Annotated in this window: 20 protein-coding genes and 4 tRNA genes; 14 read left to right on the top strand and 10 right to left on the bottom strand. The window is 49.9% G+C overall.

The window, feature by feature from the left end; translation table 11 throughout:
• Positions 1-205: 205 nt before the first annotated feature.
• The gene (gene pflA, locus BZJ19_RS16145; protein WP_077676370.1) at positions 206-946 is read right to left on the bottom strand and encodes a pyruvate formate lyase 1-activating protein; all 741 of its coding nucleotides are present in this window, start codon (positions 944-946) and stop codon (positions 206-208) included.
• A 333-nt stretch (positions 947-1,279) separates the two neighbouring features.
• On the opposite strand from pflA, the gene BZJ19_RS16140 reads away from it, so the two are divergent.
• Positions 1,280-2,902 (top strand): methyl-accepting chemotaxis protein, encoded by a 1,623-nt coding sequence (locus tag BZJ19_RS16140; protein WP_077676369.1) that lies wholly within the window; start codon positions 1,280-1,282, stop codon positions 2,900-2,902.
• A gap of 169 nt (positions 2,903-3,071) precedes the next feature.
• On the opposite strand, the gene pflB is transcribed toward BZJ19_RS16140, so the two are convergent.
• Both pflB and BZJ19_RS16130 read right to left on the bottom strand, forming a co-directional pair.
• Positions 3,072-5,348, bottom strand: a complete 2,277-nt coding sequence (gene pflB, locus BZJ19_RS16135; RefSeq protein ID WP_069589356.1) for a formate C-acetyltransferase — start codon at positions 5,346-5,348, stop codon at positions 3,072-3,074.
• Positions 5,349-5,484: 136 nt separating this feature from the next.
• Positions 5,485-6,996, bottom strand: coding sequence for a DUF3360 family protein (locus BZJ19_RS16130; protein ID WP_077479039.1), 1,512 nt, complete (start codon positions 6,994-6,996; stop codon positions 5,485-5,487).
• A 353-nt stretch (positions 6,997-7,349) separates the two neighbouring features.
• On the opposite strand from BZJ19_RS16130, the gene BZJ19_RS16125 reads away from it, so the two are divergent.
• The 5 genes from BZJ19_RS16125 (at position 7,350) to BZJ19_RS16105 (ending at position 12,311) form a co-directional block, all read left to right on the top strand.
• Positions 7,350-8,651 (top strand): tetratricopeptide repeat protein, encoded by a 1,302-nt coding sequence (locus BZJ19_RS16125; protein WP_077676368.1) that lies wholly within the window; start codon positions 7,350-7,352, stop codon positions 8,649-8,651.
• Positions 8,652-9,224: 573 nt separating this feature from the next.
• Positions 9,225-9,995, top strand: coding sequence for an ABC transporter ATP-binding protein (locus tag BZJ19_RS16120; RefSeq protein ID WP_077676367.1), 771 nt, complete (start codon positions 9,225-9,227; stop codon positions 9,993-9,995).
• A 76-nt stretch (positions 9,996-10,071) separates the two neighbouring features.
• Positions 10,072-10,848 carry an ABC transporter substrate-binding protein gene (locus BZJ19_RS16115; RefSeq protein WP_077676366.1) on the top strand — a complete coding sequence of 259 codons (777 nt, stop codon included), beginning with the start codon at positions 10,072-10,074 and terminating at the stop codon, positions 10,846-10,848.
• A 38-nt stretch (positions 10,849-10,886) separates the two neighbouring features.
• Positions 10,887-11,627 (top strand): ABC transporter permease, encoded by a 741-nt coding sequence (locus BZJ19_RS16110; RefSeq protein ID WP_077661791.1) that lies wholly within the window; start codon positions 10,887-10,889, stop codon positions 11,625-11,627.
• Between the two features lie 6 nt (positions 11,628-11,633).
• A complete protein-coding gene (locus BZJ19_RS16105) occupies positions 11,634-12,311 on the top strand; it encodes an ABC transporter permease (RefSeq protein ID WP_069589363.1) in 678 nt (225 codons plus the stop codon).
• A 76-nt stretch (positions 12,312-12,387) separates the two neighbouring features.
• Here the strand turns inward: BZJ19_RS16105 and xthA are convergent, their stop codons facing one another.
• Together xthA and BZJ19_RS16095 are read right to left on the bottom strand one after the other, a co-directional pair.
• Positions 12,388-13,191, bottom strand: coding sequence for an exodeoxyribonuclease III (xthA, locus tag BZJ19_RS16100; protein WP_069589365.1), 804 nt, complete (start codon positions 13,189-13,191; stop codon positions 12,388-12,390).
• Positions 13,192-13,309: 118 nt separating this feature from the next.
• Complete coding sequence (locus tag BZJ19_RS16095; protein WP_046073639.1) at positions 13,310-13,510, bottom strand: hypothetical protein; 201 nt, start codon at positions 13,508-13,510, stop codon at positions 13,310-13,312.
• 537 nt (positions 13,511-14,047) lie between these two features.
• On the opposite strand from BZJ19_RS16095, the gene BZJ19_RS16090 reads away from it, so the two are divergent.
• The 5 genes from BZJ19_RS16090 to arsJ all read left to right on the top strand — a co-directional run bounded on the left by BZJ19_RS16090 (position 14,048) and on the right by arsJ (position 18,279).
• On the top strand, positions 14,048-14,383 hold the full coding sequence (locus tag BZJ19_RS16090; RefSeq protein ID WP_077676371.1) for a metalloregulator ArsR/SmtB family transcription factor: 336 nt from the start codon (positions 14,048-14,050) through the stop codon (positions 14,381-14,383).
• Positions 14,384-14,447: 64 nt separating this feature from the next.
• A complete protein-coding gene (gene arsB, locus BZJ19_RS16085; protein WP_077676365.1) occupies positions 14,448-15,509 on the top strand; it encodes an ACR3 family arsenite efflux transporter in 1,062 nt (353 codons plus the stop codon).
• A gap of 106 nt (positions 15,510-15,615) precedes the next feature.
• Entirely contained in the window at positions 15,616-15,957 is a 342-nt protein-coding gene (locus BZJ19_RS16080) for a metalloregulator ArsR/SmtB family transcription factor (protein ID WP_021024015.1), read from the top strand.
• An 11-nt stretch (positions 15,958-15,968) separates the two neighbouring features.
• Entirely contained in the window at positions 15,969-16,976 is a 1,008-nt protein-coding gene (locus tag BZJ19_RS16075; protein ID WP_077676364.1) for an ArsJ-associated glyceraldehyde-3-phosphate dehydrogenase, read from the top strand.
• Between the two features lie 73 nt (positions 16,977-17,049).
• Positions 17,050-18,279: an organoarsenical effux MFS transporter ArsJ gene (gene arsJ, locus BZJ19_RS16070; protein WP_077676363.1), complete on the top strand. Its 1,230-nt coding sequence runs from the start codon at positions 17,050-17,052 to the stop codon at positions 18,277-18,279.
• Positions 18,280-18,326: 47 nt separating this feature from the next.
• On the opposite strand, the gene BZJ19_RS16065 is transcribed toward arsJ, so the two are convergent.
• The gene (locus BZJ19_RS16065; RefSeq protein ID WP_077676362.1) at positions 18,327-20,261 is read right to left on the bottom strand and encodes a methyl-accepting chemotaxis protein; all 1,935 of its coding nucleotides are present in this window, start codon (positions 20,259-20,261) and stop codon (positions 18,327-18,329) included.
• Between the two features lie 242 nt (positions 20,262-20,503).
• On the opposite strand from BZJ19_RS16065, the gene BZJ19_RS16060 reads away from it, so the two are divergent.
• Complete coding sequence (locus BZJ19_RS16060; protein ID WP_077676361.1) at positions 20,504-21,478, top strand: glutathione S-transferase family protein; 975 nt, start codon at positions 20,504-20,506, stop codon at positions 21,476-21,478.
• A 57-nt stretch (positions 21,479-21,535) separates the two neighbouring features.
• Here the strand turns inward: BZJ19_RS16060 and BZJ19_RS16055 are convergent.
• The 4 genes from BZJ19_RS16055 to BZJ19_RS16040 form a co-directional block, all read right to left on the bottom strand.
• Positions 21,536-21,620 (bottom strand) — tRNA-Tyr (locus BZJ19_RS16055).
• A gap of 19 nt (positions 21,621-21,639) precedes the next feature.
• Positions 21,640-21,724: transfer RNA gene (locus BZJ19_RS16050), tRNA-Tyr, on the bottom strand.
• A 22-nt stretch (positions 21,725-21,746) separates the two neighbouring features.
• A tRNA-Tyr gene (locus BZJ19_RS16045) sits at positions 21,747-21,831 on the bottom strand.
• Between the two features lie 22 nt (positions 21,832-21,853).
• Positions 21,854-21,938 (bottom strand) — tRNA-Tyr (locus BZJ19_RS16040).
• 356 nt (positions 21,939-22,294) lie between these two features.
• Here BZJ19_RS16040 and BZJ19_RS16035 point away from each other — a divergent pair.
• Positions 22,295-23,416: an efflux RND transporter periplasmic adaptor subunit gene (locus tag BZJ19_RS16035; protein ID WP_077676360.1), complete on the top strand. Its 1,122-nt coding sequence runs from the start codon at positions 22,295-22,297 to the stop codon at positions 23,414-23,416.
• A complete protein-coding gene (locus BZJ19_RS16030) occupies positions 23,416-26,565 on the top strand; it encodes a multidrug efflux RND transporter permease subunit (RefSeq protein WP_077676359.1) in 3,150 nt (1,049 codons plus the stop codon). The genes BZJ19_RS16035 and BZJ19_RS16030 overlap by 1 nt, the downstream gene beginning before the upstream one ends.
• Positions 26,566-26,840 lie beyond the last annotated feature (275 nt).

The raw sequence follows: 26,840 nt of genomic DNA, 5'->3' as shown, positions 1-26,840 counted from the left end.
GGAGATCGGATAGACCATTGAGTTGGTCAGCAGAGAATTGATGTATTCGGTCGAGGGCTTGTCTTAAGAACATAAAAAATCCGAGTGTGCAGAAACACTCGGATTTTGACACCCTCTCAGGATCGTTCAACCGATCATTTTTTGCTTAACTGATCGGCATTAGGCCCAAAATGGCCGGCTATTCGTGATTTATCTAAGGGATTAATTAGTAGGTGACCGTGTGGCCATAACTACTAATGATGTTTTTGACGTTATCCATCACTTCTTTTGATGGTGGAGCAACGTCCTGCAGCTCGTAATCGTAGCCGAGCGCTTCCCATTTGTGGGCCCCTAATTGGTGGTAGGGCAGTAACTCCACTTTCTCGATGTTATCCATCTCTTTAATGAACTGGCCAAGACGGTGGGCAGAGTCATCATCGTCGGTATAACCCGGGACAACCACGTAACGAATCCACGTCTTTTGGCCAATTTTATGCAGGTAGTTGGCAAAGTCGAGCGTGCGGCGGTTTGACACGCCGACTAAATTCTCATGGATCTCATCATTCAGTTGTTTGAGATCCAACATCACCAAGTCAGTGGCGTCTAACACTTCATCAACCACTGGAGTGTGTTTACGCACGTACCCATTAGTATCTAAACAGGTGTGGATCCCTTCCGCTTTCGCAGCTTGGAAAAAGTCACGCACAAACTCAGGTTGAAGCATGGCTTCTCCACCTGAGGCGGTCACACCACCGCCCGACGCCGTAATGAAGTGGCGATAGGCGCGCACGTCTTTCATGATTTCATCGACGGTGACTTCTTTACCGCCATGCGTGTCCCATGTATCACGGTTGTGACAGTATTTGCACCGCATTAAGCAGCCTTGCATAAAGACAATAAAGCGGATTCCAGGACCATCTACGGTACCACAGGATTCAAACGAGTGGATGCGACCAACTGCCGACATAAGTGTCTCCAGACTGCGAATTGCTATGTCGTTATTTTATTACAAAACCCCGTCTTAACGTAAGGGAATTCGCGCCTTTTTCGCGATTTTGCAAGTTGTCTGAATCGCCGTTTGCAGTGCCTACCAACTTAGATCACAGTTCCATTTTTTCGTCTCATCACAATGAGATCACACCGAGGAAAAAACCATGTCGATATTGAGGTAACTCTTATGTCTGCCCAAACTTACGTGCAACACATCGAGAAAACTGACATGGACTGGTAGAGATGTGTGTGAATACGTCGAGGGCTTGCTGCGTTGACGTGTTGAAGCCGAAAAAGTTGGGAATCAATAATGAAAAAAATTAGTGATTTAAGGGTAAAGAACAAGCTAATTGCACTTATGTTAGTCGCCATTGCATTACTTGGCGCAATCAGTGCCTACACCATTTCAAAAGAAAAAGATCAAGCCTATGCCGAACGGACTGCCTCGTTACGTAATAACGTGGAGGTTGCTGAAAGTGTGGTGAACTACTATCGCCAGCAAGCGGCGCAATTGGGTGAAGAAACCGCGAAGGCGCAGGCGATTGCTCAGTTAAATAAACTGCGTTACGACGGCGATAACTATTTTTGGGTGTTGAAGCCTGATCTCACCATAGTGACGCATCCTCTCAAGCCTAACTTGAATGGAACCAGTGCTAGCTCACTGACGGACGGTGATGGCCGTTTTCATTGGCGTGAAATGGTAAAAGTGAGTCAACCGCCGGAAGGTGGGGTGCTTGATTACACGTGGCGATCGCCAGAAGGGGAGTTAAAACCCAAGATCTCTTACGTGAAGCGCGTAAACGGCTGGAATTGGATCATTGGTTCAGGCGTGCATGTGAGCGATATTGAAGAGCAGTTTATTGCCTCGGCGTGGCAGATTGCGGGAATGACGTTGATCGCAGCGGTGATCTTATTGGTGGCGGGCGCGTTTGTGAGCCGTGATATCGTGATGCCGCTTGATGAGCTGGTGGAAAAATTTGACCGAATTGCCGGTGGCGACCTGCGTGTGCAATGTGGCTACACGCGCGAAGATGAAATCGGCAAATTGGCTCGTCGAATGGATACCGCGATGACCAGCGTCCGTGAAGCGTTACGTATCGCGCATGACGAAGCCAAACAATCGTCGACGATGGCGTCGTCGATTGCGTCGGCCAGTGAGCAAAGTGCGCAAAGTATCCAGTCGCAGCGCGCTGAATTGGAGCAACTGGCGGCGGCGATGAACGAAATGACAGCAACGGTGGCGGATGTGGCTGACCATGCAGAGCAAACCGCCCAAGCGACCAATGAAATTGCCGATATGGCCGAAGTGGGTAACCACAAATTAGACAGTACGGTGGCGAGTATTCGCGAGGTTGCAGACCGTATTGCCAGTGCCGATAAGTTAGTGAACCAAGTGAAACAAGGTGTAATGCAAATCAGTGATGTGGCCGGAGTGATTCAAGGCATTTCTGAGCAAACCAACCTGTTGGCGTTGAATGCGGCGATTGAGGCGGCGCGAGCGGGTGAGCAAGGCCGTGGCTTTGCGGTGGTTGCCGACGAGGTACGTTCGTTGGCGCAAGGTACCCAGAAGTCGACCACTGAGATTCAAGGCACCATTGAGGAGCTGACCAACAATGCAATTGAAGCGGCGGAAGCGATGACCTCGAGCCATCAATCCAGTGAAGAGAGTGTGGCGACAGCGCTCGAAACACAGCAGCAGCTTAAAGACATGGTGGCGGCCTTGCATCAGTCTAACGATCGTGTGGTGCAAATTGCGGCGGCTGCAGAGCAGCAAGGCACCGTCTCGGAAGAGATGAACCAGAATGTGAGTAACATTCATAACTCGGCCAATGAAGTGAGCGGTGCGGCCACTCACCTTGCCGAACAAAGCCAGCTACTGGCTGATTCCGCGCGAGAGTTAGATAGCAAACTCGATCACTTTGAGGTGGTGTAGCACCTGAGTAAACAAGCGACGTTAGCAACGGATGGGCTTTAGTTGGCCCTGCGATGGGTTGCGGATTAAATCGTGAAAGGGAAATGGGTGATAAATAAAAACCGCCAGCATTGCCGGCGGTTTTTTCTTTTCAGAAGCCCTTATTGCGTGAAGGGCTCTTGGTCATCTCTTACAGTGAAGAGGTGAAGGTACGAGTGATGACGTCTTGCTGCTGCTCTTTGGTCAGCGAGTTAAAACGTACCGCGTAACCAGAAACACGGATAGTCAGCTGAGGATAGTTCTCAGGATGTTCCATCGCGTCGAGTAGCATTTCACGGTTCATCACGTTCACGTTCAAGTGTTGGCCGCCTTCTTGACCGCTTTCATGGTGGAAGTAACCATCCATTAGACCGGCAAGGTTAGCGCGCTGGGTGTTTTCATCTTTACCCAGAGCATTCGGCACGATAGAGAAGGTATAAGAGATACCGTCTTTGGCGTGGGCAAATGGCAGTTTACCAACCGAAGTCAGTGACGCAACCGCACCTTTTTCGTCACGGCCGTGCATTGGGTTAGCACCTGGTGCGAAAGGCATACCTGCTTTACGACCATCTGGCGTGTTACCGGTTTTCTTACCGTATACCACGTTTGAGGTGATAGTTAGGATAGATTGCGTTGGGACAGCGTCACGGTATGTTTTCAGTGAACGGATTTTGTTCATGAAACGCTCAACTAGGTCACAAGCGATTTGGTCAACACGCTCATCGTTGTTACCGAAGGTTGGGTATTCGCCTTCGATTTCAAAGTCGATTGCAATACCGTCTTCGTCACGAACAGGTTTCACTTTTGCGTATTTGATCGCAGACAGTGAGTCAGCCGCTACCGATAGACCCGCAATACCACATGCCATGGTACGACGTACGTCACGATCGTGCAGTGCCATCAGCGCCGCTTCGTAGCTGTATTTGTCGTGCATGAAGTGGATGCTGTTCAGGGCAGTTACATATTGCTTCGCCAGCCAGTCCATCAGGTGATCCATGCGGTCCATGACTTTGTCATAGTCCAACACTTCGTCAGTCATTGGCGCGTGTTCAGGCGCAACTTGGATTTTCAGCTTCTCATCGATACCACCGTTGATGGTATATAGCAGGGTTTTCGCCAAGTTGGCACGAGCACCGAAGAACTGCATATGTTTACCAACCACCATTGGTGATACACAACATGCAATGGCATAGTCGTCTGACTCAAAGTCTGGGCGCATCAGGTCATCGTTCTCGTACTGGATAGACGAGGTATCGATAGACACTTTGGCACAGAATTTTTTGAAGCCTTCAGGCAGTTTTTCAGACCAAAGCACAGTGATGTTTGGCTCTGGGCTTGGACCCATGGTGTATAGGCTGTTAAGGAAACGGAAGCTGGTACGAGATACCAGAGTACGTCCGTCTAGACCCATACCGGCTACTGATTCAGTTGCCCAAATTGGGTCGCCAGAGAAGAGATCGTCATACTCAGGCGTACGTAGGAAACGAACCATACGCAGTTTCATTACGAAGTGGTCGATCAGCTCTTGCGCTTGTTCTTCAGTCAGTTTGCCAGCGGCCATGTCGCGCTCTAGATAAATATCTAGGAAGGTTGACGTGCGGCCCAGTGACATTGCTGCACCGTTCTGGGTTTTTACTGCACCTAGGTAGCCGAAGTAAGTCCACTGAATAGCTTCTTGCGCATTTTCTGCTGGGCGAGAAATGTCACAGCCGTATTTTGCTGCCATTTCTTTAAGTTGGCCCAGTGCGCGGTGTTGCTCTGCAATTTCTTCACGCAGTTGCATGGTCATTTGCAGATCTTCGCCGTTTTCGAATTTCTCTTGCAGAGAATCGAACTGCGCTTTTTTGTCTTTCATCAAGAAGTCGATACCGTATAGCGCGACGCGACGGTAGTCACCGATGATACGACCACGGCCGTAGGCATCAGGAAGACCAGTCAATACGCCAGACTTACGACACTTCATGATTTCAGGGGTGTAGATATCGAAAACGCCTTGGTTATGGGTTTTACGATACTCGGTGAAAACTTTCTTCACTTGTGGGTCAAGCTCACGGCCATAAGCGTGGCATGAACCTTCTACCATGCGGATACCGCCGTAAGGCAGCATGGCGCGTTTTAGCGGCGCGTCAGTCTGTAGACCAACAATCTTTTCCAGATCTTTTTCGATGTAGCCGGCGTCATGAGAAGTCAGGGTAGAAACCACAGACGTATCAAAGTCAACCGGTGCATGCGTCGCGTTCTCTTGCTTGATGCCTTCCATCACGCGAGCCCAAAGCTGGCTAGTCGCGTTAGTTGGCTCAGAGACTAGGAATGATTCGTCGCCCTCGTAAGGGGTATAGTTTTTTTGGATAAAGTCGCGAACATCAACGGCTTTGCTCCAGTTACCTTCAACAAATCCTTCCCATGCATTAGAAACGTGCTCAGACATGTTGCACCTACCTGTACTCTTTTCAAAAAGAAGTTTATCGGGACCAGGTTCAGTCATAGTGTTTGTCAGTATGGCTGACGCCTGCGACCCATCGATTTAAATCCGGATTGCCCCGTCCGTAAGCGGGGCTGAGTTATTACAATAACGCTGGAATGCCGGGAATCATTCCAACTGCCAACATGGCAGCAATACAAATAATCACAGTGGCGGTTGGAATCACCAGACGGTCAACCGCTGAGAGCGTTTTAGGGCGCTCTTTGTCACCGATAAGGCCGTTGTTGTCCAAAAGCATTGTGACTGCCCAACCAAAGACTGGGTTAACAGCCATGGAGGCGAAAATACAAATACCGGCTGACTGACTTGATTTGGCGTCTTTGACCATCTGCATGCCTGCTTCAAGCAAGGGCAGGAATACCCCTGAAAGCAGTGCGATAGTCATCACTGGAGGCCAAGTGGCAACGTCCATTGGGTAACCAATTAAAGCCACACCGATACACAGTAAACCGAGAATAATGGCACCACCTGGGATCGGGCGGCGAGCAATCGCAGCCGGGATCATATAGGTGCCCCATGATGATGTGATGTTACCGCCACCCACTGAGGCGCCGACCATTTGGCGAATTGAGCAGCCTGTCATGGTGTCATCCACATCCATCAGTACTTTTTCGGCTTTTTTGGGATAGTTTAGTTCCTGGAAAATACGGTGACCAAGGAAGTCTGGCGACCACATCGCAACCGCGAGCAAAGCAAATGGCAATGACGCTAAGAAGTGCGATACATTGGGCAAACCTAGCTGCCAACCTTGTTCAGTCGATCCCCACCAGTACACAGGGTTAAGGTTTGGGATACCGGGTTGGGTGACAAACTCTAATGACGAGCCCGCACCAAGTGCAGTGGCAATCAAACCACCAGTAATGGCACATACAGGGATCGCCAGCCAGCGCTTACCAATCCGTGCCAAGAAGGCATAAATCACAATCGACACGGCAAGAATCAAGATGGAGACATAGCCCATGTTGATCTCTGCGCCCCAAGCCAACAGGCTCTCAATTTGCCCTTTTGCGCCACCAAAGCCGAGGAAAATCAGCAAGCCACCGGCCACGCCCTGACTAGTAAGATTTACCAGTTTGGACCCACCTTTGAGGTAGCTTAAGGTCAGGCCAAATACGCCGATCAGAATACCGAGAGCAAGTGGGTGAGCACCGGCCAAGGCGATGGTTCCGACCAACGGGATCATCGGACCGTGGTTACCGGCTAAGTTCGCGCGGGGGTTGATAAAGCCGCACAGTAACACACAAAACAATAAAGCAGGTATTAACATTTCCACGCGAGCAACCTCGACGGCAAATGCTTTACCAAGTGTGATGTGATCCCACGCTGCGGTTAGCCCCTCAGCCCATGACATCATTACCGCAGAATACATTGCGATGATGCCGATGGTACCAGCTAGCGCGGGAACAAGATCTTCAAGTTCAAAACGGAAGTCACGGCCGGGCAGGTTTAGCCCCCAACGGCGCGGACGCATGATTTGTAGTTCGTGATTCAGGTAGTCAGCGCGGGAGGCGAACGATGAAGCCGGCTTGTGCTTCTTTTGATATTCGCTTTTTTCTTCGTGACTCACACTGCGGTCTTGAGCATGTGTTGCCATAATTTCCTCGTCTACAGAAAGCAAAAGCTTTCGAAACAGTGGTTTAGCCAGTCTTTATAGTGTTTTTACGCTGGCCTTGTGGCCGTGTTCTGTTTCGTTATCAGCATGCTAACAATAGAGGATTTTCTGAATGTTGACTTAGATCATTACCGTGTAATTTTTTTACGTGCCACGGCCAGTTATCGGCGCTTTTTAGCGCGCCAAATGTGCCTAAAAAGCCACCCATGTCGGAGTTTTGTAATTTTTTTACTAAAAATCACGCCTAAAATGTGCTACAAAACAGGCGAGTATCGAGGGTGAAAGTGGGTGACTGAGTCGAGGAACGCGATCACACGCCAAGGAATGTAGACAGCATGACGGCTAGCGCTGCTGACAAAGAAAAATTACGTTATAGTCATCCCATCATGGTTGAACAATGGATAAGTTTGGTGCGGCGACTGATTTCGAGCTTAGGAAGCGCTTTTTCGAGTAAGGGGATTCACGCTTGTATGCTGGCAAGTATGTTGGTGTTGGCACCCGCGTACGGACAACAAACCGCCAGTGTAGATGCCGTCAGTGGTCTGATTCAACAAGGGGCGTATCAGCAGGCGTTGCAAAATAGCAAAACGTTGCTGAACGCGGAGGATGATGCAGCACTGGATAATTCAGCACGTGCTGAGTTATTGCGTCTGCAAGGCGTAGCGCATTTGTATTTACAGCAACGGGCAGAGGCTTATCGCAGTTATCGTCAGGCACTCGCGCTCAATGCATTAAGTAGAGACAGCGAAGCGGACGCCTTATCGGCAGTGATTACCTTAGCCTACCGCGTTAAACAATATGATGAAGTCCTTCGCTATGCGCGGCAGATGGCCGAGCACCATGAATTACTGCCGCATGCCAACCGTTTGGCGATGCAGTCGGCTTACGCATTATCTCGCTATGATGTGGCGATAGACTATGCGTCGCGACTACAAAAGAGCGGTAATGCAGATGCGTTTACTCTGCAAACCAAAGGGTTGAGCGAAATGGCCTTGTCGCAGTTTTCCGCCGCGGCACGTACCTTTGATGCATTGGCTCAGCAAGACGATGTTGCGCCGAAATGGTTGGCTCAGGCTGCGCGAGCACATGCCCATGCCGGATCGCACTCTCAAGCCCGCCAATACTTAGCGAGAGCGAGGGCCGACATTGCTTTGTATCGCACATTGGCGCTAGAGCAACTCGAACAAACCCAACCTCAAGAAGCGCTGGCTTATTGGCAGCAAGGGTTAAGCCAATTGGATCGCGTTCCCACACGAGATGAGCAACTGCTGTTGGTGCAGTGTCTGCTGCAAAGCAACCAGCTTGTCGCGGCACTTAATCGGGTCAGCGAGATCAACCTGAGCGCGCCTGATAAACAAACCCTTAAGCTGCAAGTGATGTTGGCGTATCAGCTCAAGCGCTGGCAAGAGGTGATTGATACGTCTCAAGTGGCGCTTTCTCATGGTTTAAAAGAAGATAGGATGCTTTGGCAGTGGCTATCTATTAGCGCTATCAAAGCGGGAGATTATGCCTTGGCTGACTTTGCCTTAAATGAGTGGCAAGCAAGGGATACCTCAGGCTTGGCTGAACGTTGGCGAGAGACATTGGAATTACTTAAAGCAGGTCGCGCGAGCTTGTCTGATCTATCTATTTCCTAATCTGTCTTACAATGCGGGCGCTTTTGTCTGCCATCATGGTCTTAGCGTTCGCCCCTTCACAGTTTTGTTACTTCTTGGTGCGTATTAACACTGAAAAGCTTTCACCACCCGTGCGTGAGAGTTTGGGTTTCTATTCAGCGCCTACTTTATTTCCTTAAAAACAATGTGCTGCGCTATGCTTATTGTTAAGCGATACCTCACGTTCGCCTTTTTGTATCTCGCCCATACTGCCGACGGTTGGCTGTTGGAAGCAGAGTAGAGAAAGATGACAGTTGTAACTTTGTTGGTATGTCGACGATCTCGATGTGACGAATATGCTGGTTGTTTTTTCAGCAGTTAATTTTGCGTTTGACTTTTTATGCAATAATATTGACTATAATAATTCCATTTTTAAGGTTAACAAAATGTTGCTCATTAGAGGGAGGGGTGATATTTTCGATTGCAAGATGTCGAATTAATCACCAACGATGGTGAGGAGTCAGGCACTCACCCAACCGTGAGTAATAATAAGCGCGCATTTGATGTGGGCGGTACGTAAACACAACAGATTTCATGGATGATAGGAGCTAGCGCATGACGGAAGCTGTAGCGCTACAGGTTAAGTCACTCAAAAAAAGCTTTGGGCAGCACCAAGTGCTCAAAGGCATTTCTCTCGACGCCCATTGTGGCGACGTTATCTCTATTATTGGCTCTTCCGGATCCGGGAAAAGCACCTTTTTGCGTTGTATCAATTTACTTGAGACGCCCACCGGCGGCGAAATTTGGGTCAATGGTGAGTTGATCAAAATGAAAAACAACCGTGCTGGTGAGCCTGTCCCCGTCAGTGACAAACAAGTGCAACGCATTCGCTCGCGTCTGGCCATGGTATTTCAAGGCTTCAACCTTTGGTCACACATGACGGTGATGCAAAATGTTATTGAAGCGCCTGTTCATGTATTGGGTGTGCCCAAGGCGGAAGCCATTGAACAAGCTGAGGCATTGTTGCATCGCGTTGGATTGTATGAACGGCGCGATTACTACCCAGGCCATCTATCCGGTGGTCAGCAACAACGTGCAGCGATTGCGCGCGCGCTCGCCGTCGAGCCAGAAGTGTTGCTGTTTGATGAGCCAACCTCCGCGCTGGATCCTGAATTAGTGGGAGAAGTGCTGGGGGTGATGCGTTCACTGGCGGAAGAAGGGCGAACTATGCTGGTGGTTACCCACGAAATGAGCTTCGCGCGTGATGTGTCGAATCATGTGATGTTTTTACATCAAGGGTTGGTCGAGGAGCAGGGTGATCCGAAAGAGTTGTTTAATGCTCCGGAATCTGAGCGCCTGAAGCAGTTTATCTCATCAATCTATTAATTAAATATATCAATAGCATAACCATGCAAATGGGCGTAGCCCGCACAATATCGTAAAAACGACAGGAGAAAGGAAAATGAAAAAATGGCTAGTTGCCGCCGCCGTGATGGCCGCGGTTGGGTCAACCTCCGTAGCAGCCAAGGATTGGAAGGTCGTACGTTTTGGTATCGAAGGGGCGTACCCTCCATTTAGTTGGACCACCAATGAAGGCGAGCTGAAAGGCTTTGATGTGGATATGGCCAATGCGCTGTGCGAAGAGATGCAAGCAAAGTGTAAAATCGTCGCTCAGGATTGGGATGGCATCATTCCCTCACTGTTAGCGCGTAAATACGATGCAATCATCGCGGCGATGTCTATCACCGAAGAGCGTAAAAAGAAAGTCGATTTCACCAACAAATACGCCCTCATCCCGAACAAATTTGTGGCCGAAAAAGGCACGGATCTGACCTTTACCAAAGAGGGGTTAGAGGGCGTTAAAATCGGTGTTCAGCGCGCAACCACCCATGATAAATACCTGACGGATAACTATGGCGATGCGGTCGATATCGTTCGCTATGGCACTTTCGATGAAGCTTACCTTGATTTGAAAGCAGGCCGTATCGAATCAATTCTTGGCGATGCGTCAGCACTGCAGCAAGGCCTGCTTGATAAAGAAGGCGGTGATGCGTTTGAGTTTATTGGTCCGTCATTAACCGATCCTGAGTGGTTTGGTGAAGGTTTTGGCATTGCGACACGCAAGCAAGACAAAGCGCTGACTGAGAAGCTTAACCAAGCGATCGATTCGTTGCGTGAAAAAGGCGTGTATGACGAGATTGCAGCCAAGTACTTCGACTACGACGTATACGGCGAGTAATAGGCAGGCGGGCAGCATGAAAGTGCTGCCCGAATCATATGATTGATTTGAAAGGTTACGAGTGGTCCCTGCTCGAAGGTGCATGGGTGACCCTTCAGGTTGCGCTGCTCTCGTTAGGTCTTGCCATGCTACTGGGTATGCTCGGGGCGTTGGCAAAATTGTCAAAATTCTCAACGTTGCGTGGTGTTGCCACCCTTTATACGACTGTAATCCGCGGTATCCCTGACCTTGTCTTGATGATGCTAATTTTTTATGGCGGACAAATGCTTCTCAATAACAGTCTGTATGGGATGAATGAGTGGCTCAATGAGTATATGGCGGGGCAGAACCCTAGCCATGAATGGACGTCTTATTTGCCGGATTACGTCGATGTCAGCCCATTTATCGCCGGGATCCTAACCATTGGGTTTATCTTTGGCGCTTACATGGCGGAAACCTTCCGTGGCGCGATTATGGCGGTGGACGCAGGGGAAATGGAAGCGGCACGTGCCTATGGCATGAGCAGCAGTTTAGCGTTTCGCCGTATTCTTTTGCCGCAGATGATCCGTCACGCGTTACCAGGCTTCGGTAACAACTGGCTAGTGCTACTTAAAACTACCGCGCTGGTGTCAATCATCGGTCTTGATGACATGGTGCGCAAAGGGGCATTGGCGGCGGGATCCACCCAAATGCCATTTACCTTCTATTTTACTGTCGCGCTGATTTTCTTGCTCTTCACCAGTATCTCGACCACGGGACTGCGTTGGATGGAGCGTCGCTTTAGTATTCACACGCGGTAGGTGCTTATGGATTTTTCACTTGTTCTAGAAACGTGGCCCATCTACCTCGAGGGATTGTGGACCACTGTATGGCTGGTATCACTGGCATTGGTGATTGGTTTAGTGGTGGCGGTGCCGGTCGCGGTAGCACGCAACGCGCAATTCCCTTTATGGCGCTACCCAGCGTGGGCGTTTATTTATTTTTTCCGTGGCACACCGCTGTTGATTCAGTTGTATCTGATTTATTACGGCTTAAGCCAAGTGATCAATGTCGAGAATTCCCTGTGGCAGCATGCTTGGTTCTGCGCCTTGGTGGCCTTTGTCCTGAACACCGCCGCTTACACAGCAGAAATTATCCGTGGCGCGATTAATGGCCTTCCTAAAGGGGAAGTCGAGGCTGCGATCGCTTATGGCATGAGCCCTTATAAAGCCTTTTCGCGCATTGTGTTGCCGAGTGCGATGCGCCGTGCGTTGCCGGCGTACAGTAACGAGGTGGTGTTTATGCTACACGGCTCAGCGGTGGCAGGGATTATCACCATTGTCGATTTAACCGGTGCCGCTCGGATAGTGAACTCGCGCTATTATGCGCCGTTCGAGTCGTTTTTGACTGCAGGCGTGTTTTATATGGCGCTGACATTTAGCATTCTTTGGATGTTCCGCTTAGCGGAGCGCCGTTTCCTACGCCATTTAAGGCCGCTTAGCTAATCGGCTCAATCTCAAATAAGAAACGCCGCAGTGATCATCTGCGGCGTTTTTTTATCCAACGCGTGCGCCTTGGGGCTTACTTAAAGGTTGCCCAAATCGGCGCGTGATCTGACGGTTTTTCAATTGCACGGAGTTCGTAGTCAATGCCGGCATCGATGCATTGGCTCGCCAGATCTGGAGTGGCCAGAATCACGTCAATACGCAGGCCGCGGTTATCGTCAAAGCCGCGGGAACGGTAGTCAAACCACGAGAACTGATCGTTCACGGTTGGATGCAGGGCTCGGAAGGTATCAACAAACCCCCAGTCCATCAGAGTGCCCAGCCACTCACGCTCTTCGGGTAAGAAAGAGCACTTACCGGTGCGTAGCCAGCGTTTGGCGTTTTGCTCACCAATGCCGATGTCATCGTCTTTCGGGCTGATATTAATATCGCCCATCACCACTAACTGCTCACTCGGATCACGGTCAGCTAAATAGGTCATTAAGTCTTGATAAAACTTACGCTTGGCGGGGAATTTGGTTTCATGGCTGCGGTTTTCCCCTTGCGGGAAGTAACCGTTGAGCACAGTGATTGGCTTGCCGTTTTCGTCTTCAAAAGTCGCCATGATCATCCGGCGTTGAGCGTCCTCGTCATCAGTGGGAAAGCCTTTTTGCACGCTGATAGGGGACTTTTTGCATAGCATTGCCACACCATAATGGGCTTTTTGGCCATGAAAGTGCACTTCATAACCCATCGCTTCGACATCCGCGAGCGGGAAGGCGTCGTCATGAACTTTGGTTTCTTGTAACCCGATCACGTCAGGTTGATGCTTTTCAATTAAGGCTTGTAATTGATGCAAACGAGCACGAATACCATTGATATTGAATGAAATGATTTTCACGTGTGAGGCTGCCTTTGTTGTCTTGTTAATAGCAAGACACTTTACCAGCTTCGTTCAATGAACGGAAAGGCGGCCTCTATCTCTATAGGTTATGGAAACGCGCGATATTGTCTAAGCGTTAGTGCGCAAGAGAGAATTCACCCAAGCATTCACCTTGGCTAAAAATGGCGCCAAGCTCGGTGCTAGGATCAAACTGTAGCGTCGGTTGGGATAGTGTCGGTAGGCGATGGAGCAAGTGCTTGAGGATAATATCCCCATTAAATTGATGAATCGCGACCTGCCAGTTGGCAAGATTAGGGAGTGAAAAGTTAACTATCAATGGCGTTCCTTACTGTTTTGGTTGTGTTGTTAGCGGTTTTCGTTTGTGTTTGCGCACGGCGTAAATGATACCAGTGACGCAGTCTGCCGTTAGTAGCGGCCATATTTTATCTCCATGAGTTAAATGATTATTGCTCTGCCCTCTCAGTGGTTATCCGTCATAGGCCGCGCAGATGCGTCGGTTTCTTTGGATTGAGCGATCACCATCCATACGGTGATACTTACCAATGAGTGATAGCAAAAGGGTTGTTTACGGGTTATCAATCTAGGAAAAAGCGAAAGTGGATTACTGCAGAGAGTCTATGCGGGAAATAGCGTGGTCTGTCTCGACTTTGACTTGATGTCTTTTGATGCTCCGTATCTAGAGCTTTAGCCACACTACAGCATTTTATGCGGATGTAAAGGGCTTTTTAGACCGCAACGAGATAGCGATAGTGCTGTGTTTGTCATTCTAGCCACTATTCTACTTGCTGTGTGATTTGACATATGGTTTTTCATATATATGATTTATCGTATATATTGAAAAGAGAAAATGCAGATGTGTCAAACGCTTAGTTTTTACAAGGCTTTATCCGAGCCCACTCGGCTGACCTCTCTATTGCTGCTCTCTCAGCATGGTGAGTTATGTGTATGTGATCTGATGGAGGCGTTAGCCCTAAGCCAACCAAAGATTTCTCGGCATTTGGCGGAGCTACGTAAGCACCAATTGGTTGTCGGAGAGCGTCGAGGAAAGTGGGTCTATTATCAGCTTCATCCTGCATTACCTGACTGGATGGTCGGTATTTTACACACTACCGCTATCAAGAATCCTTCACTTCTCTCGCCTTTCACTCCAGTGATGCAGGGAAAAACGGTGTGTGAGGATCATCAATAGTTAACCTCTCGCATCATGATGGGTGCCTGTTATTCAACGTCAGTAATCACTAAGGATTTGTATTATGTCTCAATCTGAAACCTGTGCGCCGTCGGCCGCCGAAAAGATGGGTTGGCTTGATCGGTATTTAACGGTATGGATTTTCCTCGCTATGGCCATAGGGGTCAGCATAGGGTGGATTTATCCAGAAGTGGCGACCCTCAGTGAGCGTTTATCGGTCGGCAGCACCAATGTGCCGCTGGCGATTGGCTTGATCTTAATGATGTATCCGCCACTGGCAAAAGTGAATTATCGTTTATTGGGCTCGGTCACGCGCGACAAAAAAGCCATCACGCTGTCGCTGATCATGAACTGGGTAGTAGGCCCTATTCTGATGTTTACACTGGCGGTGCTGTTTTTACGTGATGAGCCAGGCTACATGGCGGGAGTGATATTGATTGGTCTTGCCCGTTGTATCGCCATGGTCTTGGTGTGGAACGATATCAGTGGCGGTAACAAAGAGTATGGCGCAGCCCTAGTGGCACTGAATAGTTTATTTCAGATCCTGACTTACAGTGTGATGGCATGGCTATTTATCACCGTTTTACCCCCCATGCTGGGTCTACAAAGTTTTGTGGTGGATGTCACCATGGGGGACATCGCGAAAAGTGTGCTGATTTACTTGGGTATCCCTTTTTTAGCGGGTTACCTATCACGTGCCGTGTTGGTCGCTAAAAAGGGCGAGCAATGGTACGAAGATGTCTTTCTGCCACGTATCTCACCGATGACGTTAATCGCTTTGTTGGCGACCATTGTGTTGATGTTTAGCCTCAAAGGGGAAGCGATTATTGCGTTGCCGCTTGATGTGCTGCGTATCGCTGTACCGCTAGTGACCTACTTTGTGTTGATGTTCTTTATTAGCTTCTTTGTGGGCAAAAAACTGGGGATCCCGTATGACCGCAACGCGTCGATTGCGTTTACTTCATCTGGCAATAACTTTGAGTTAGCCATTGCGGTGGCGATAGCGGTGTTTGGTATTCACTCAGATCAAGCCTTTGCAGGGGTGATTGGGCCGCTGGTGGAAGTGCCTGTGTTGATTGCCTTGGTGAATGTCGCGCTAAGAATGAAGCGACGCTATACGACTTAATATGAAGCTTTTATGAATCCCTGTCTGTGAGGGTTGCATGCCGGCTTAGGTTTATTAACATGCGCATATCCATATATGCATTTAGCGGAGTGTAGTGAGAGAGCCTATGTTGCCTCATCAGTTTTTTAAATTATTGGCCGATGAAACGCGCGTGCGATGTTTACTGCTTATTGCCCGTGAAGGGCAGTTATGTGTGTGCGAGCTCACCGAAGCGCTGGACACCTCCCAGCCGAAGATCTCACGTCATTTGGCGCAACTGCGGGCCAGTGGTGTGTTGGTTGATACGCGCCAAGGGCAATGGGTGTTTTATCGCTTAGCCGCTGACTTACCCGGCTGGATGCGCAAACAAATTCAGGGGTTAGTTGATTCCAACTGCCTAAAAGACACTTATCAAGAAGATATCACGCGGCTGGCCAAAATGGCGTCACGCCCCACCTGCTGCGTGTAAAGGAGAAAGCAATGACAATTAAAGTCGGAATCAATGGGTTTGGCCGTATCGGTCGTTTGGCATTAAGGGCAGCATTTGATTGGCCAGAGCTCGAGTTTGTGCATATTAACGATGTGGCGGGAGATACCGAAACACTGGCGCATTTGCTGGAGTTTGATTCGGTACAAGGGCGTTGGCATCACGCGGTGAGTGCAGAAGGCAACCGCGTGCAGATTAACGGTCAAACACTGACGACAAGCCAAGAAAAAGCGATTGATGCAGTCGACTGGTCAGGCTGCGATGTGGTGATTGAAGCAACGGGAAAACACCGTGACGCGGATTTGCTACAACAGTACTTGGACCAAGGCGTAAAGCGCGTGGTGGTCTCTGCGCCGGTCAAAGATGAGCGTGTGGCGAATATCGTGGTGGGAGTGAATGACGCGATTTTTGATCCGAGTAAACATCGGATCGTTACCGCAGCGTCGTGTACCACGAACTGTTTGGCTCCGATTGTGAAAGTGATCCATGAAAAGCTGGGGATTGCGCAGTCGACCTTCACTACCATTCATGATTTAACCAATACCCAAACGATTTTAGACGCGCCGCATAAAGATTTACGTCGCGCTCGCGCCTGTGGCATGAGCTTGATCCCGACAACTACAGGATCGGCGACCGCCATCGTAGAAATTTTCCCGGATCTAAAAGGCAAGATTAATGGCCATGCGGTGCGTGTCCCCCTGGCCAATGCGTCGCTGACGGATGTGATTTTTGATGTGGAAACCGATACCACCGCCGACGAGGTGAACGCACTGTTGCAAGAAGCCGCGGACGGCGAGCTCAACGGCATTCTTGGCTTTGAGGCGCGTCCTTTAGTCTCGATAGATTACCGTGGTGATCAGCGATCCACCATTGTCGATGGTTTATCCACCATGGTGGTGGGAAAGCGTATGGTCAAAATCTATGCGTGGTATGACAACGAAATGGGGTATGCCACGCGCACTGCTGAGCTGGTGCGCAACGTCGGCGGCGTTGATCAGTAATCGCTTTTTTATAGGGTAGTGATGCGTGCCCAGTGCCGCATCGCCCTTTTTGGTATGTGAATCGATGACCACTATGTTTGCTCAATTAAGCCAATCTGTGCGCCAGTATATGCTGGTCACCTTTAACTATTGGAATTTCACCATCACCGACGGTGCACTGCGGATGCTGGTGGTGCTGTATTTTTATGAGTTGGGCTACGGCACGTTAGAAATCGCCTCGCTGTTTTTGTTTTACGAATTTTTCGGGGTGGTCACTAACCTTATCGGTGGATGGCTCGGTGCGCGTTTAGGCCTTAATCGCACCATGAATATTGGCCTTGGCATGCAAATTATCGCGCTTGCCATGTTAGCCGTGCCTGCCGGTTGGCTCACCATTCCTTGGGTGATGGCGGCTCAAGCCTTGTCTGGAATTGCAAAGGATCTGAACAAGATGAGCGCTAAAAGCGCGATTAAAACCTTAGTGCCTGACAACGCACAGGGAGCGCTGTTTAAGTGGATTGCAATCTTGACCGGTTCGAAGAATGCACTCAAAGGGGTGGGCTTTTTTGTCGGTGGCGCCTTGCTCTCTCTGATTGGCTTTCAGTATGCGGTGGCGGCGATGGCTGGCGTGTTGAGTTTGGTGTTTATCGGCAGTGTGGTATCGCTCAATGCGGAGTTGGGGAAAGCGAAAAATAAGCCTAAGTTTTCGGAAATCTTTTCCAAGTCTCGCAGCGTGAATATCCTCTCGGCAGCACGTTTATTTCTTTTCGGGGCAAGAGACGTTTGGTTTGTGGTGGCCTTGCCAATTTATCTTGGCACCACATTTGGTTGGAGCCACAGTGCGGTGGGCGGCTTTCTTGCGCTATGGGTGATCGCTTACGGCGTGGTGCAAGGGATTGCGCCGAAAATTACCGGGCGCCAAGCTGGCCATTCGCCGGGCGGTAAAGCGGCGTTAGGTTGGGCAGGTTTATTGGCGGTGGTGACGGGTATTATTGCTTACGCGATTGGCGAACAGTGGTATCCGCAAGGGGTGATTATCGTTGGACTCATGGTATTTGGGGCGATATTTGCGATTAACTCGTCACTGCATTCCTACTTGATTGTCAGCTACGCCAAAGGCGACGGCGTGTCGCTGGATGTAGGATTCTATTATATGGCGAACGCCATGGGGCGCTTAATTGGCACCGTGTTATCCGGTTGGGTTTTCCAAGTATGGGGATTGGCGGCATGCCTTTGGGTATCGTTTGGGTTTCTCACCGTAACCACGGTCATTTCGCTGGGGTTACCGAACCGTCAACCGCAACCTCTGCCGCCTTCGTCATAACCGCAGAATGAGATAAATGCCACCCAGCAGGCTGGGTGGCATTTTGATTACCATTTAAACACGGTACTGAGGCGACGCAGCTCTTCACCGACGGATGCCAAGTCTTGGCTGGCTACCGAGGTTTGCTCAGAGGCTTGTGAGGTTTGATCGGCCACATCTTGAATGGTATTCATGCGTTGGCTGACATCTTCCGCCGCGTGCCCTTGCTCTTTGACGGCTTGTGCGATTTGGGTGTTCATTTCCGTGATATTGCTAATTTCTGCTGAAATAGACTCAAGCGCTTCACGAACTTGTTCGGTTTGCTCGACCACTTCTCCGACTTGTTGCTTACTTTTCACCATTTCACTCACGGCGGATTCGGCACCTGCTTTAAGGGTCTCGATCATTTTTTCGATCTCGACGGTCGATTCTTGGGTTTTCTGAGCCAGTGAACGGACTTCATCCGCCACTACTGCAAAGCCACGACCTTGCTCACCCGCGCGGGCGGCTTCGATGGCGGCATTGAGTGCGAGTAAGTTGGTTTGATCCGAAATCCCCTTGATCACATCCAAGATAGACGCGATGTTTTCACTGTCGTCTTTCACCGTGTTAATGACCGACTCGGACTGTCCAATGGCTTCCGCTAAGGTCGAAATACCGGCGACTGTGGTGCTCACTAACGCGTTGCCGCGTTGCGCTTGATCGTTCGCCTGATGGGCGGAGTCCGAGGTTGCCTCGGCTTTATGCGCCACTTCTTGTGCCGAGGCGCTCATTTGTGTTGCTGCTGCGGCCACCTGTTCAATATCCTGCTTCTGTGTCTTCACACCGTGGGAGGTTTCGTTGGTCAGCGAAGATAATTCCTCTGACGAATTGGCGATGCGGGTAATGTTGTCCGACAAATCGCCAATCATGGTTTTTAGACGGGTAGACATGGTGGAAATGGATCCGAGCAGCTCACCAATTTCATCTTTCCTATCGGTCGCAATGTTGACGCTTAAATCGCCATTGGCAATTTTCTGACTTGCTGCCACTGCGCGCTGTAAAGGCGGCACGATCATGGCGGTCATCAGCCAAGAGACGCCGATACCGATTGCAATGGCGACGCTAGCAAGCACGATATTCGTGAACAGCATGCTTTGCTTATTTGTAGCGAGTTTTTGTTTGCCGATGTCACGGCCTTTCTCCGCAAGATCTTCTACCGCTCTCGCTTTGGTTAACATGGTATCGTTAATTGCTCGGCGTTGTTGATATGCACTGACGTAGGTTTGGAATGCGTTGCGGTAGGATGCGATGCCTTGTCGAACGGCTGACGTGTCTATTTCATCTGGAAGGGTATCGATCAGCTTATCCATGTCAGCTAGCTTTTGGTTAACGGCTTCCGTGAATTGCGCATCGCTGGACAGTATATAGTTCTTCTCGGCGCGCCGAGACTCTAGCATCCATTTAATTAAGCGATTCGCTTCATCGGCAATTTTTAACGTATCAATGATCACTTCCGGCGAGCGCCCTTGGGCAAGATAACGATTGACGCGATCCTTTTGCGTTTGACGAATGCCTATAAGCGCTTGCTCAATCCGCCGAGCTTGATCGCGCATCCCCGTTTCCGTTTCCGCTTGCGCGAGTTTATCATACTGGGCCACATACTGATCCATCGCCGCTTGGTACGCTTTATTTTCAGTCATGATTTGCGAGAGCAGCGTTTTCGTTTGTTGATCACTGACTTTGGCAGTTGTAGTGGTCGCTTGCTGATTGATGGTATCGGTGAGTTGTTTAATTTCCGCCACGTAGCTGTTATCGCGGCGCAAAATAAAATTCTTTTCGGTAATCCGTACTTCTTTTATGTATTTTACTATTCGGTTGAGATCATCCGCAGCCGACACTTCATTATTGAGCTGAGCCACGCCGGTGACAGCGTTCAGCGTCACTAATGCGGTTAATAACACCAAAATACCAAATGCGATCATCAGCTTAAGCCGCACTTTAAGGTTATACATCCATTTCATTGGGCGCCTATTCAGTTGAGGTGGGACTTATTCAATATAGTGGAATTTTACTAACTGACATGTTTTCACCCTTAGGCGTCACTATGGTGCGTGCCTTGGCGTATGATTTTTCGGTGGCCTCGTACTCCTTCCATTCTGCGACGATCAGTGACTTGAACAGCTTTTTCGAATAACTCCAACAAGCTGAACGGCCGACTTTCTCGTTGTGGCTTTTTATACTGCAAAGAGAAAAAGGAGGACGTATGGGAAAACTGATCGATGGTGTGTGGCACGATGTGTGGTATGACACCCAATCATCCGACGGCCGATTTATCCGTGAAGACGCTGGGTTTCGTCATTGGATAACGTCTGATGGTGATGCAGGAGTCAGCGGAAGCGCGGGCTTTAAAGCAGAATCAGGACGTTATCATCTCTATGTCTCTTTGGCATGCCCGTGGGCGCACCGCACCCTGATTATGCGCCATTTAAAAGGACTTGAGCCTCATATAGCGGTTACGGTCGTCGCGCCTGAGATGCTAGAACATGGCTGGATGTTTTCGACGCCAGAACCCTTATACGGCTTTGACTACGCGCACCAGTTGTACACCAAAGCGAAGCCCGACTACACCGGACGGGTCACTGTGCCAATTTTATGGGATAAGCAAACCGAGACGATTGTCAGCAATGAATCCGCCGACATTATTCGAATGTTCAATTCGGCGTTTAATGGTATTACGGGCAATCATGACGATTATTACCCAGAAAACCTACGTGCAGCGATTGATCAGTGGAACGAGTTTGTTTACCCCAATGTAAACAATGGCGTGTACAAATGTGGCTTTGCCACCGAGCAAGAAGCCTATGAAGACGCTTTTGATAAGTTATTTACTGCATTGACGGTGTTGGATGATCATTTAAGTCGCAATCGTTATCTTGCTGGAAACCAGATCACAGAAGCCGATTGGCGTTTGTTCACCACCCTGATTCGTTTCGATTCTGTCTACGTGGGCCACTTTAAATGTAACAAGCAACGTATTGCCGATTACTGCAATTTGTTTTGCTACATGAAAGAGCTGTTTCAAGTGCCAGGGGTGGCTGAGACGGTCGATATGCAGCACATCAAAACCCATTACTATTACAGCCACGGTAATATCAATCCAACCCGAATTGTACCGAAAGGACCGGAGCAAGATTTATGGTCGCCGCATGGGCGAGCATCACTAACATGCGGGAAATAATAGGGCTGCTAACGACACAACAACGAAAAAGGGCCAGCAGATGCTGGCCCTTAAATATGGTGGTGGAGGAAGGATTCGAACCTTCGAAGGCTGAGCCGTCAGATTTACAGTCTGATCCCTTTGACCGCTCGGGAACTCCACCGGAGTGTTACTTTGTAAAGTGGTGGTGGGAGAAGGATTCGAACCTTCGAAGGCTGAGCCGTCAGATTTACAGTCTGATCCCTTTGACCGCTCGGGAATCCCACCACGGGGTATTGCTTTGTAAAAGTGGTGGTGGAGGAAGGATTCGAACCTTCGAAGGCTGAGCCGTCAGATTTACAGTCTGATCCCTTTGACCGCTCGGGAACTCCACCACGGAGTTTTGCTTTGTAAAAGTGGTGGTGGGAGAAGGATTCGAACCTTCGAAGGCTGAGCCGTCAGATTTACAGTCTGATCCCTTTGACCGCTCGGGAATCCCACCACGCGAACGGGCCGAATATTATCAAACCGATTGGTGCTGTAAAGGATTTTCTTGATCCCGTGTAGCGGTTGATGTTTTTTTCAACGCTTTACGGTGTTTTTGACCGCCAACATCGAATTTTATGCGTTTTTTGAAACCGTTGCTTATTGCCGCAGTCTTATGTCCAGTCTCGATGATGTATGGGTAGGTAATGACCTACATATTGCAGACAAATCAATCACAAAGAAATCATGAAATCTGATCGAATCTCATATTTGGATGTAAAGAGTATAAAAAATAGCGTCTTTACAATTCTTTAAGGACAAAAAGAAGCAGATCAGTACACTGGTGCTATCCAAATTATAAGGTGTGATGCAATGAAAAAAGGGATGCTATTGGGCGTCGTGATATTGGCTGGCGTTGCGTTTTGGTTATGGAATGGGTCGGGGCCCACGAACGAAGATGCGGCAACCTCTGCTCCAAGCGCGCGCGCTGTGGATGTGATGACGGCACAAGTGGAAACCAAACCGATCGCGCCGTCGTTGTCGCTAGTGGGTAATGTCAAAGCTCACCAACAGATTAATATCGAATCGGAAGTGTCGGCGCGTATTGAAACCGTACACATCAAGCCGGGCGAGACGGTGCAAAAAGGAGCACCTCTGGTGACCTTTAACCGCGCTAAAGCTCAAGCCGCGGTGCTGGAAGCGTCGGCTTACCTCAATGATGAGCAGCGCAAGCTAAAGGAGTACACCAAGCTGGCGCAACGTGGTGCCTTAACACAAACCGAGTTGGATGCACAGCAAGCCAGTGTCAATATCGCCAAGGCCCGTTTGCAATCGGCGCAATCTGATCTAGATGATCACCGTTTAATTGCGCCTTTTTCTGGTCGCATTGGTTTGTTTGATTTAAGCGTCGGCCAGCGCGTGGATGTGGGCGAAACTCTTTTTAGTCTCGACAACCTGTCGCGCATGAACCTTGATATTCAGGTGCCAGAGCAATACGTCGGACTGCTTTATCCCAATATGCCAGTGGCGGTCACGTCGCAAGCGTATCCCGATGATGCCTTTACCGGCGCGGTGAGCGTGGTGGACTCTCGAGTGGATAAAGACGCGCTATCAGTCAGTGTGCGCGTTGCGCTGGATAACCCTGAACGCCAATTGCAGCCCGGTATGCTGATGGAGGCAAAACTGACTTTGCCGGAGCAGCAAGCGGTGATTGTGCCTGTGCAAGCTCTGCAGTATTCCGGTACGCGCCGCTATGTCTTCCGCGTTGATGACGAAGGCATTGCCCATCGTACCGAAATTACCCTTGGCGCGCGGATTGATAATCAGGTGGTGGTGAGTAAAGGACTCGAGCCGGGTCAGCACATTGTGGTGCAAGGTTTAGTGAACATGCGTGATGGGGCGCAAGTCTCGGTATTAAATGCGGAGTCGCCCAAAAACCGAGCTGATGACCAAAGCCGTATCGATGATACCGCCTCTGAGACGGAGGCCAGCTAATGTGGTTGTCTGATGTCTCGGTAAAACGGCCAGTGATGGCGATCGTATTGAGTTTGCTGTTATGTGTTTTCGGGGCGGTCTCTTTCTCGACCTTGTCCGTGCGTGAGATGCCTGATATCGATAGCCCGGTGGTGAGTATTTACACCGGCTATTCTGGCGCCTCGGCCAGCATTATGGAAAGCCAAGTCACGCAATTGATTGAGGATGAGCTTTCCGGCATTAGCGGCATTGAAGAGATCACCTCGGTCAGCCGCAATGGCTCATCACGGATCACGGTGGAATTTAAACTCGATCATCCGTTGACCGAGGGGGTGAGTGATGTGCGTGATGCCGTGGCGCGCGCGCAGGGGGGATTGCCTGATGATGCCAACGATCCGATTGTGTACAAAGACAACGGCACTGGCGAAGCGGCGGTCTATATCAACTTAGCCTCGTCAGAGATGGACCGCAACCAACTGACGGAATATGCCCAACGTACGTTGGAAGATAGATTCAGCTTGATCTCTGGGGTGAGCTCGGTCGATTTATATGGCGCGCTGTATAAAGTGATGTATGTGAAGCTGGATCCCACCCAAATGGCGGGGCACGGTGTCACCACCCAAGATATTCTTGACGCATTGCGGGATGAAAACTTAGAAAGTCCGGGCGGGGAAATCCGCAATGACGTGATGACCATGCCAGTGCGTAGCGATCGTCTATATCGTGACGCAGAGGATTTTAAACAACTGGTGGTACGCACCACGGCGAACGGCACTGCGATTTATCTGTCGGATGTGGCGGAGGTGGCAATTGGCTCACGTAATGAAGATGCTACCTACAAAAACAATGGTATCAATAATTTAAGCTTGGCGCTGATCCCACAATCCGATGCCAACCCGCTCGACATATCCGCACGGGCACATAAGCTTGTCGATGAAATGCAGGCCTTCCTGCCCGAAGGCACGCGCCTTTGGGTCGATTACGACACCACGGTGTTTATTGATCGCTCGATTGAAGAGGTGTACAGCACCCTGTTTATCACTGGGGCATTGGTGGTGTTAGTGCTGTATATCTTTATTGGCCAAGCGCGCGCCACCTTGATCCCAGCAGTGACTGTGCCGGTATCCTTGATTTCCGCCTTTATCGTTGCCTCAGCAATGGGCTTTTCGATTAACCTATTGACCTTAATGGCGCTCATTCTCGCGATAGGTCTCGTGGTGGATGATGCCATTGTGGTGGTCGAAAATATCTTCCACCACTTACAGCAAGGCGATCCACCCTTGGTGGCCGCTTACCGTGGTGCTCGGGAAGTGGGCTTTGCGGTGATCGCCACCACCGCTGTGTTGGTGATGGTGTTTCTCCCCATTACCTATATGGATGGCATGATTGGTAAGCTGTTCACCGAGTTTGCAGTGATGCTTGCCGTCACTGTGCTCTGTTCGTCCCTCATAGCGTTAACGCTTACGCCGGTGCTTGGCAGTAAATTGCTACGCTTAAATGTGGCATCTAGTCCTGTGAACCGCGTGATCACGCGTGGGTTTGATGTGCTTGAAAGTTACTATCGCCGAGTGCTGGCACATGTCCTGCGTTGGCGTTGGGTGGCTCCGGTAGTAATTCTGCTTTGTATTGGTGGCAGTGGCGTGCTGATGCAGCACTTACCGTCGCAATTAGTGCCACAAGAAGATCGCGGGGTGCTGCTGGCGTTTGTCCGTGGTGCGGAAGGCACGGCGTACAACCGTATGGTGGGCAATATCGAGCAAATTGAGCAGCGTTTAATGCCCTTGGTCGAGGCGGGTACTCTGAGCTCGGTTAGCTTACAAACACCAGCGTTTGGTGGCCGAGCTGGGGATCAAACAGGCTTTGTGATCATGCTATTGCCGGATTGGGATGAGCGCGATCGCTCCGCACAAGATATCTTGGCGGAAGTCCGGCAGGTGTTAAATGGTGTGCCAGATGTGCAAGTGTTCCCGTTTGCGCCTGGCTTTGGGGGCGGCAGTTCAGAGCCCGTGCAGTTTGTGTTAAGTGGTCCAGACTATCCTGAACTTCATCGCTGGGCGGAGAAATTGGGCGAAATGGGCCGCGAGGCGGGCATGATTGACAGCCCCGACTACGACTACAACCAAAACACCCCTGAGTTGGTGGTCAAAGTAGACCGTCGTCGCGCCTCAGAACTTGGGATTTCGGTGCGGGATGTTTCCGATACCTTAGAGGTGATGCTTGGTGGCCGGGCACAGACCAGCTATGTGGATCGTGGTGAAGAATACGATGTGTATGTACGCGGCGATGAAAAGGCCTTTAGCAGCAAAGGGGATCTTACCCGTATTTATATGCGCAGCCGCAGCGGCAAGTTGGTCTCGCTGGATGCAGTGACTACGGTGGAGGAAACAGCGTCCGCGCAGCGTTTAAGTCATACCAACAAGCAAAAGTCGATCACCTTATCGGCGCATTTAGGCGAGGATGTGACACTGGGTCAAGCACTCGATTATCTCGATAAAATCGCCGCTGAGAACCTGCCGGCTGATATCTCGGTGGGCTATTCAGGGGAATCGAAAGATTTTCGTGACAACCAAACCAGTGTGCTGGTGGTGTTCGGTTTAGCGCTCTTGGTTTCGTACTTGGTGTTAGCGGCGCAATTTGAAAGCTTTATTAACCCCTTGGTGGTGATGTTGACGGTGCCTATGGGGATGCTAGGCGGCTTTTTAGGCCTATGGCTGACCAACCAAGGGATCAATATCTACAGCCAAATTGGTTTGATTATGCTGATTGGGATGGTGACCAAAAACGGTATCTTAATCGTGGAGTTTGCCAACCAATTGCGTGACCGTGGCATTGCATTTGATAAAGCGATTATCGATGCGTCAGTCCGTCGCTTGCGACCGATTCTGATGACGGCGTTTACCACCTTGGCAGGGATGATCCCACTGATCCTCTCCACTGGCGCGGGGGCGGAAAGTCGTATCGCGGTTGGGACAGTGATCTTCACCGGCATGGCCTTTGCGACCTTTGTTACCTTGCTGGTGATCCCTGCGATGTATCGCTTGCTCTCCATTCATACTCACTCCCCTGAGTATGTGGCGCAGCAATTGGATAAAGCGCTCGCGGTGGAAACTGTGCATCGGGCCAGTCATGGTGAGTTTGATACCCATCCGCATGATGAGCCGCATAAATAACCGCTATTGTATTATCGATACAAAAACCGCCTCATTGCGAGGTAATGCCGATCAGTTAAGCAAAAAATGATCGGTTGAACGATCCTGAGAGGGTGTCAAAATCCGAGTGTTTCTGCACACTCGGATTTTTTATGTTCTTAAGACAAGCCCTCGACCGAATACATCAATTCTCTGCTGACCAACTCAATGGTCTATCCGATCTCCTTTGCCCTGAACTCATTCACCAATGTCTTGAGGACCTTTGCCCTGAACTCATTCACCAATGTCTTGAGGAC

Source organism: Salinivibrio proteolyticus, assembly GCF_001996165.1.
In the GTDB taxonomy this organism is placed as follows: Bacteria; Pseudomonadota; Gammaproteobacteria; order Enterobacterales; family Vibrionaceae; genus Salinivibrio; species Salinivibrio proteolyticus.
Note: the sequence above shows the minus strand (reverse complement) of the source record. Positions and strands in the feature narration are given on the sequence as shown.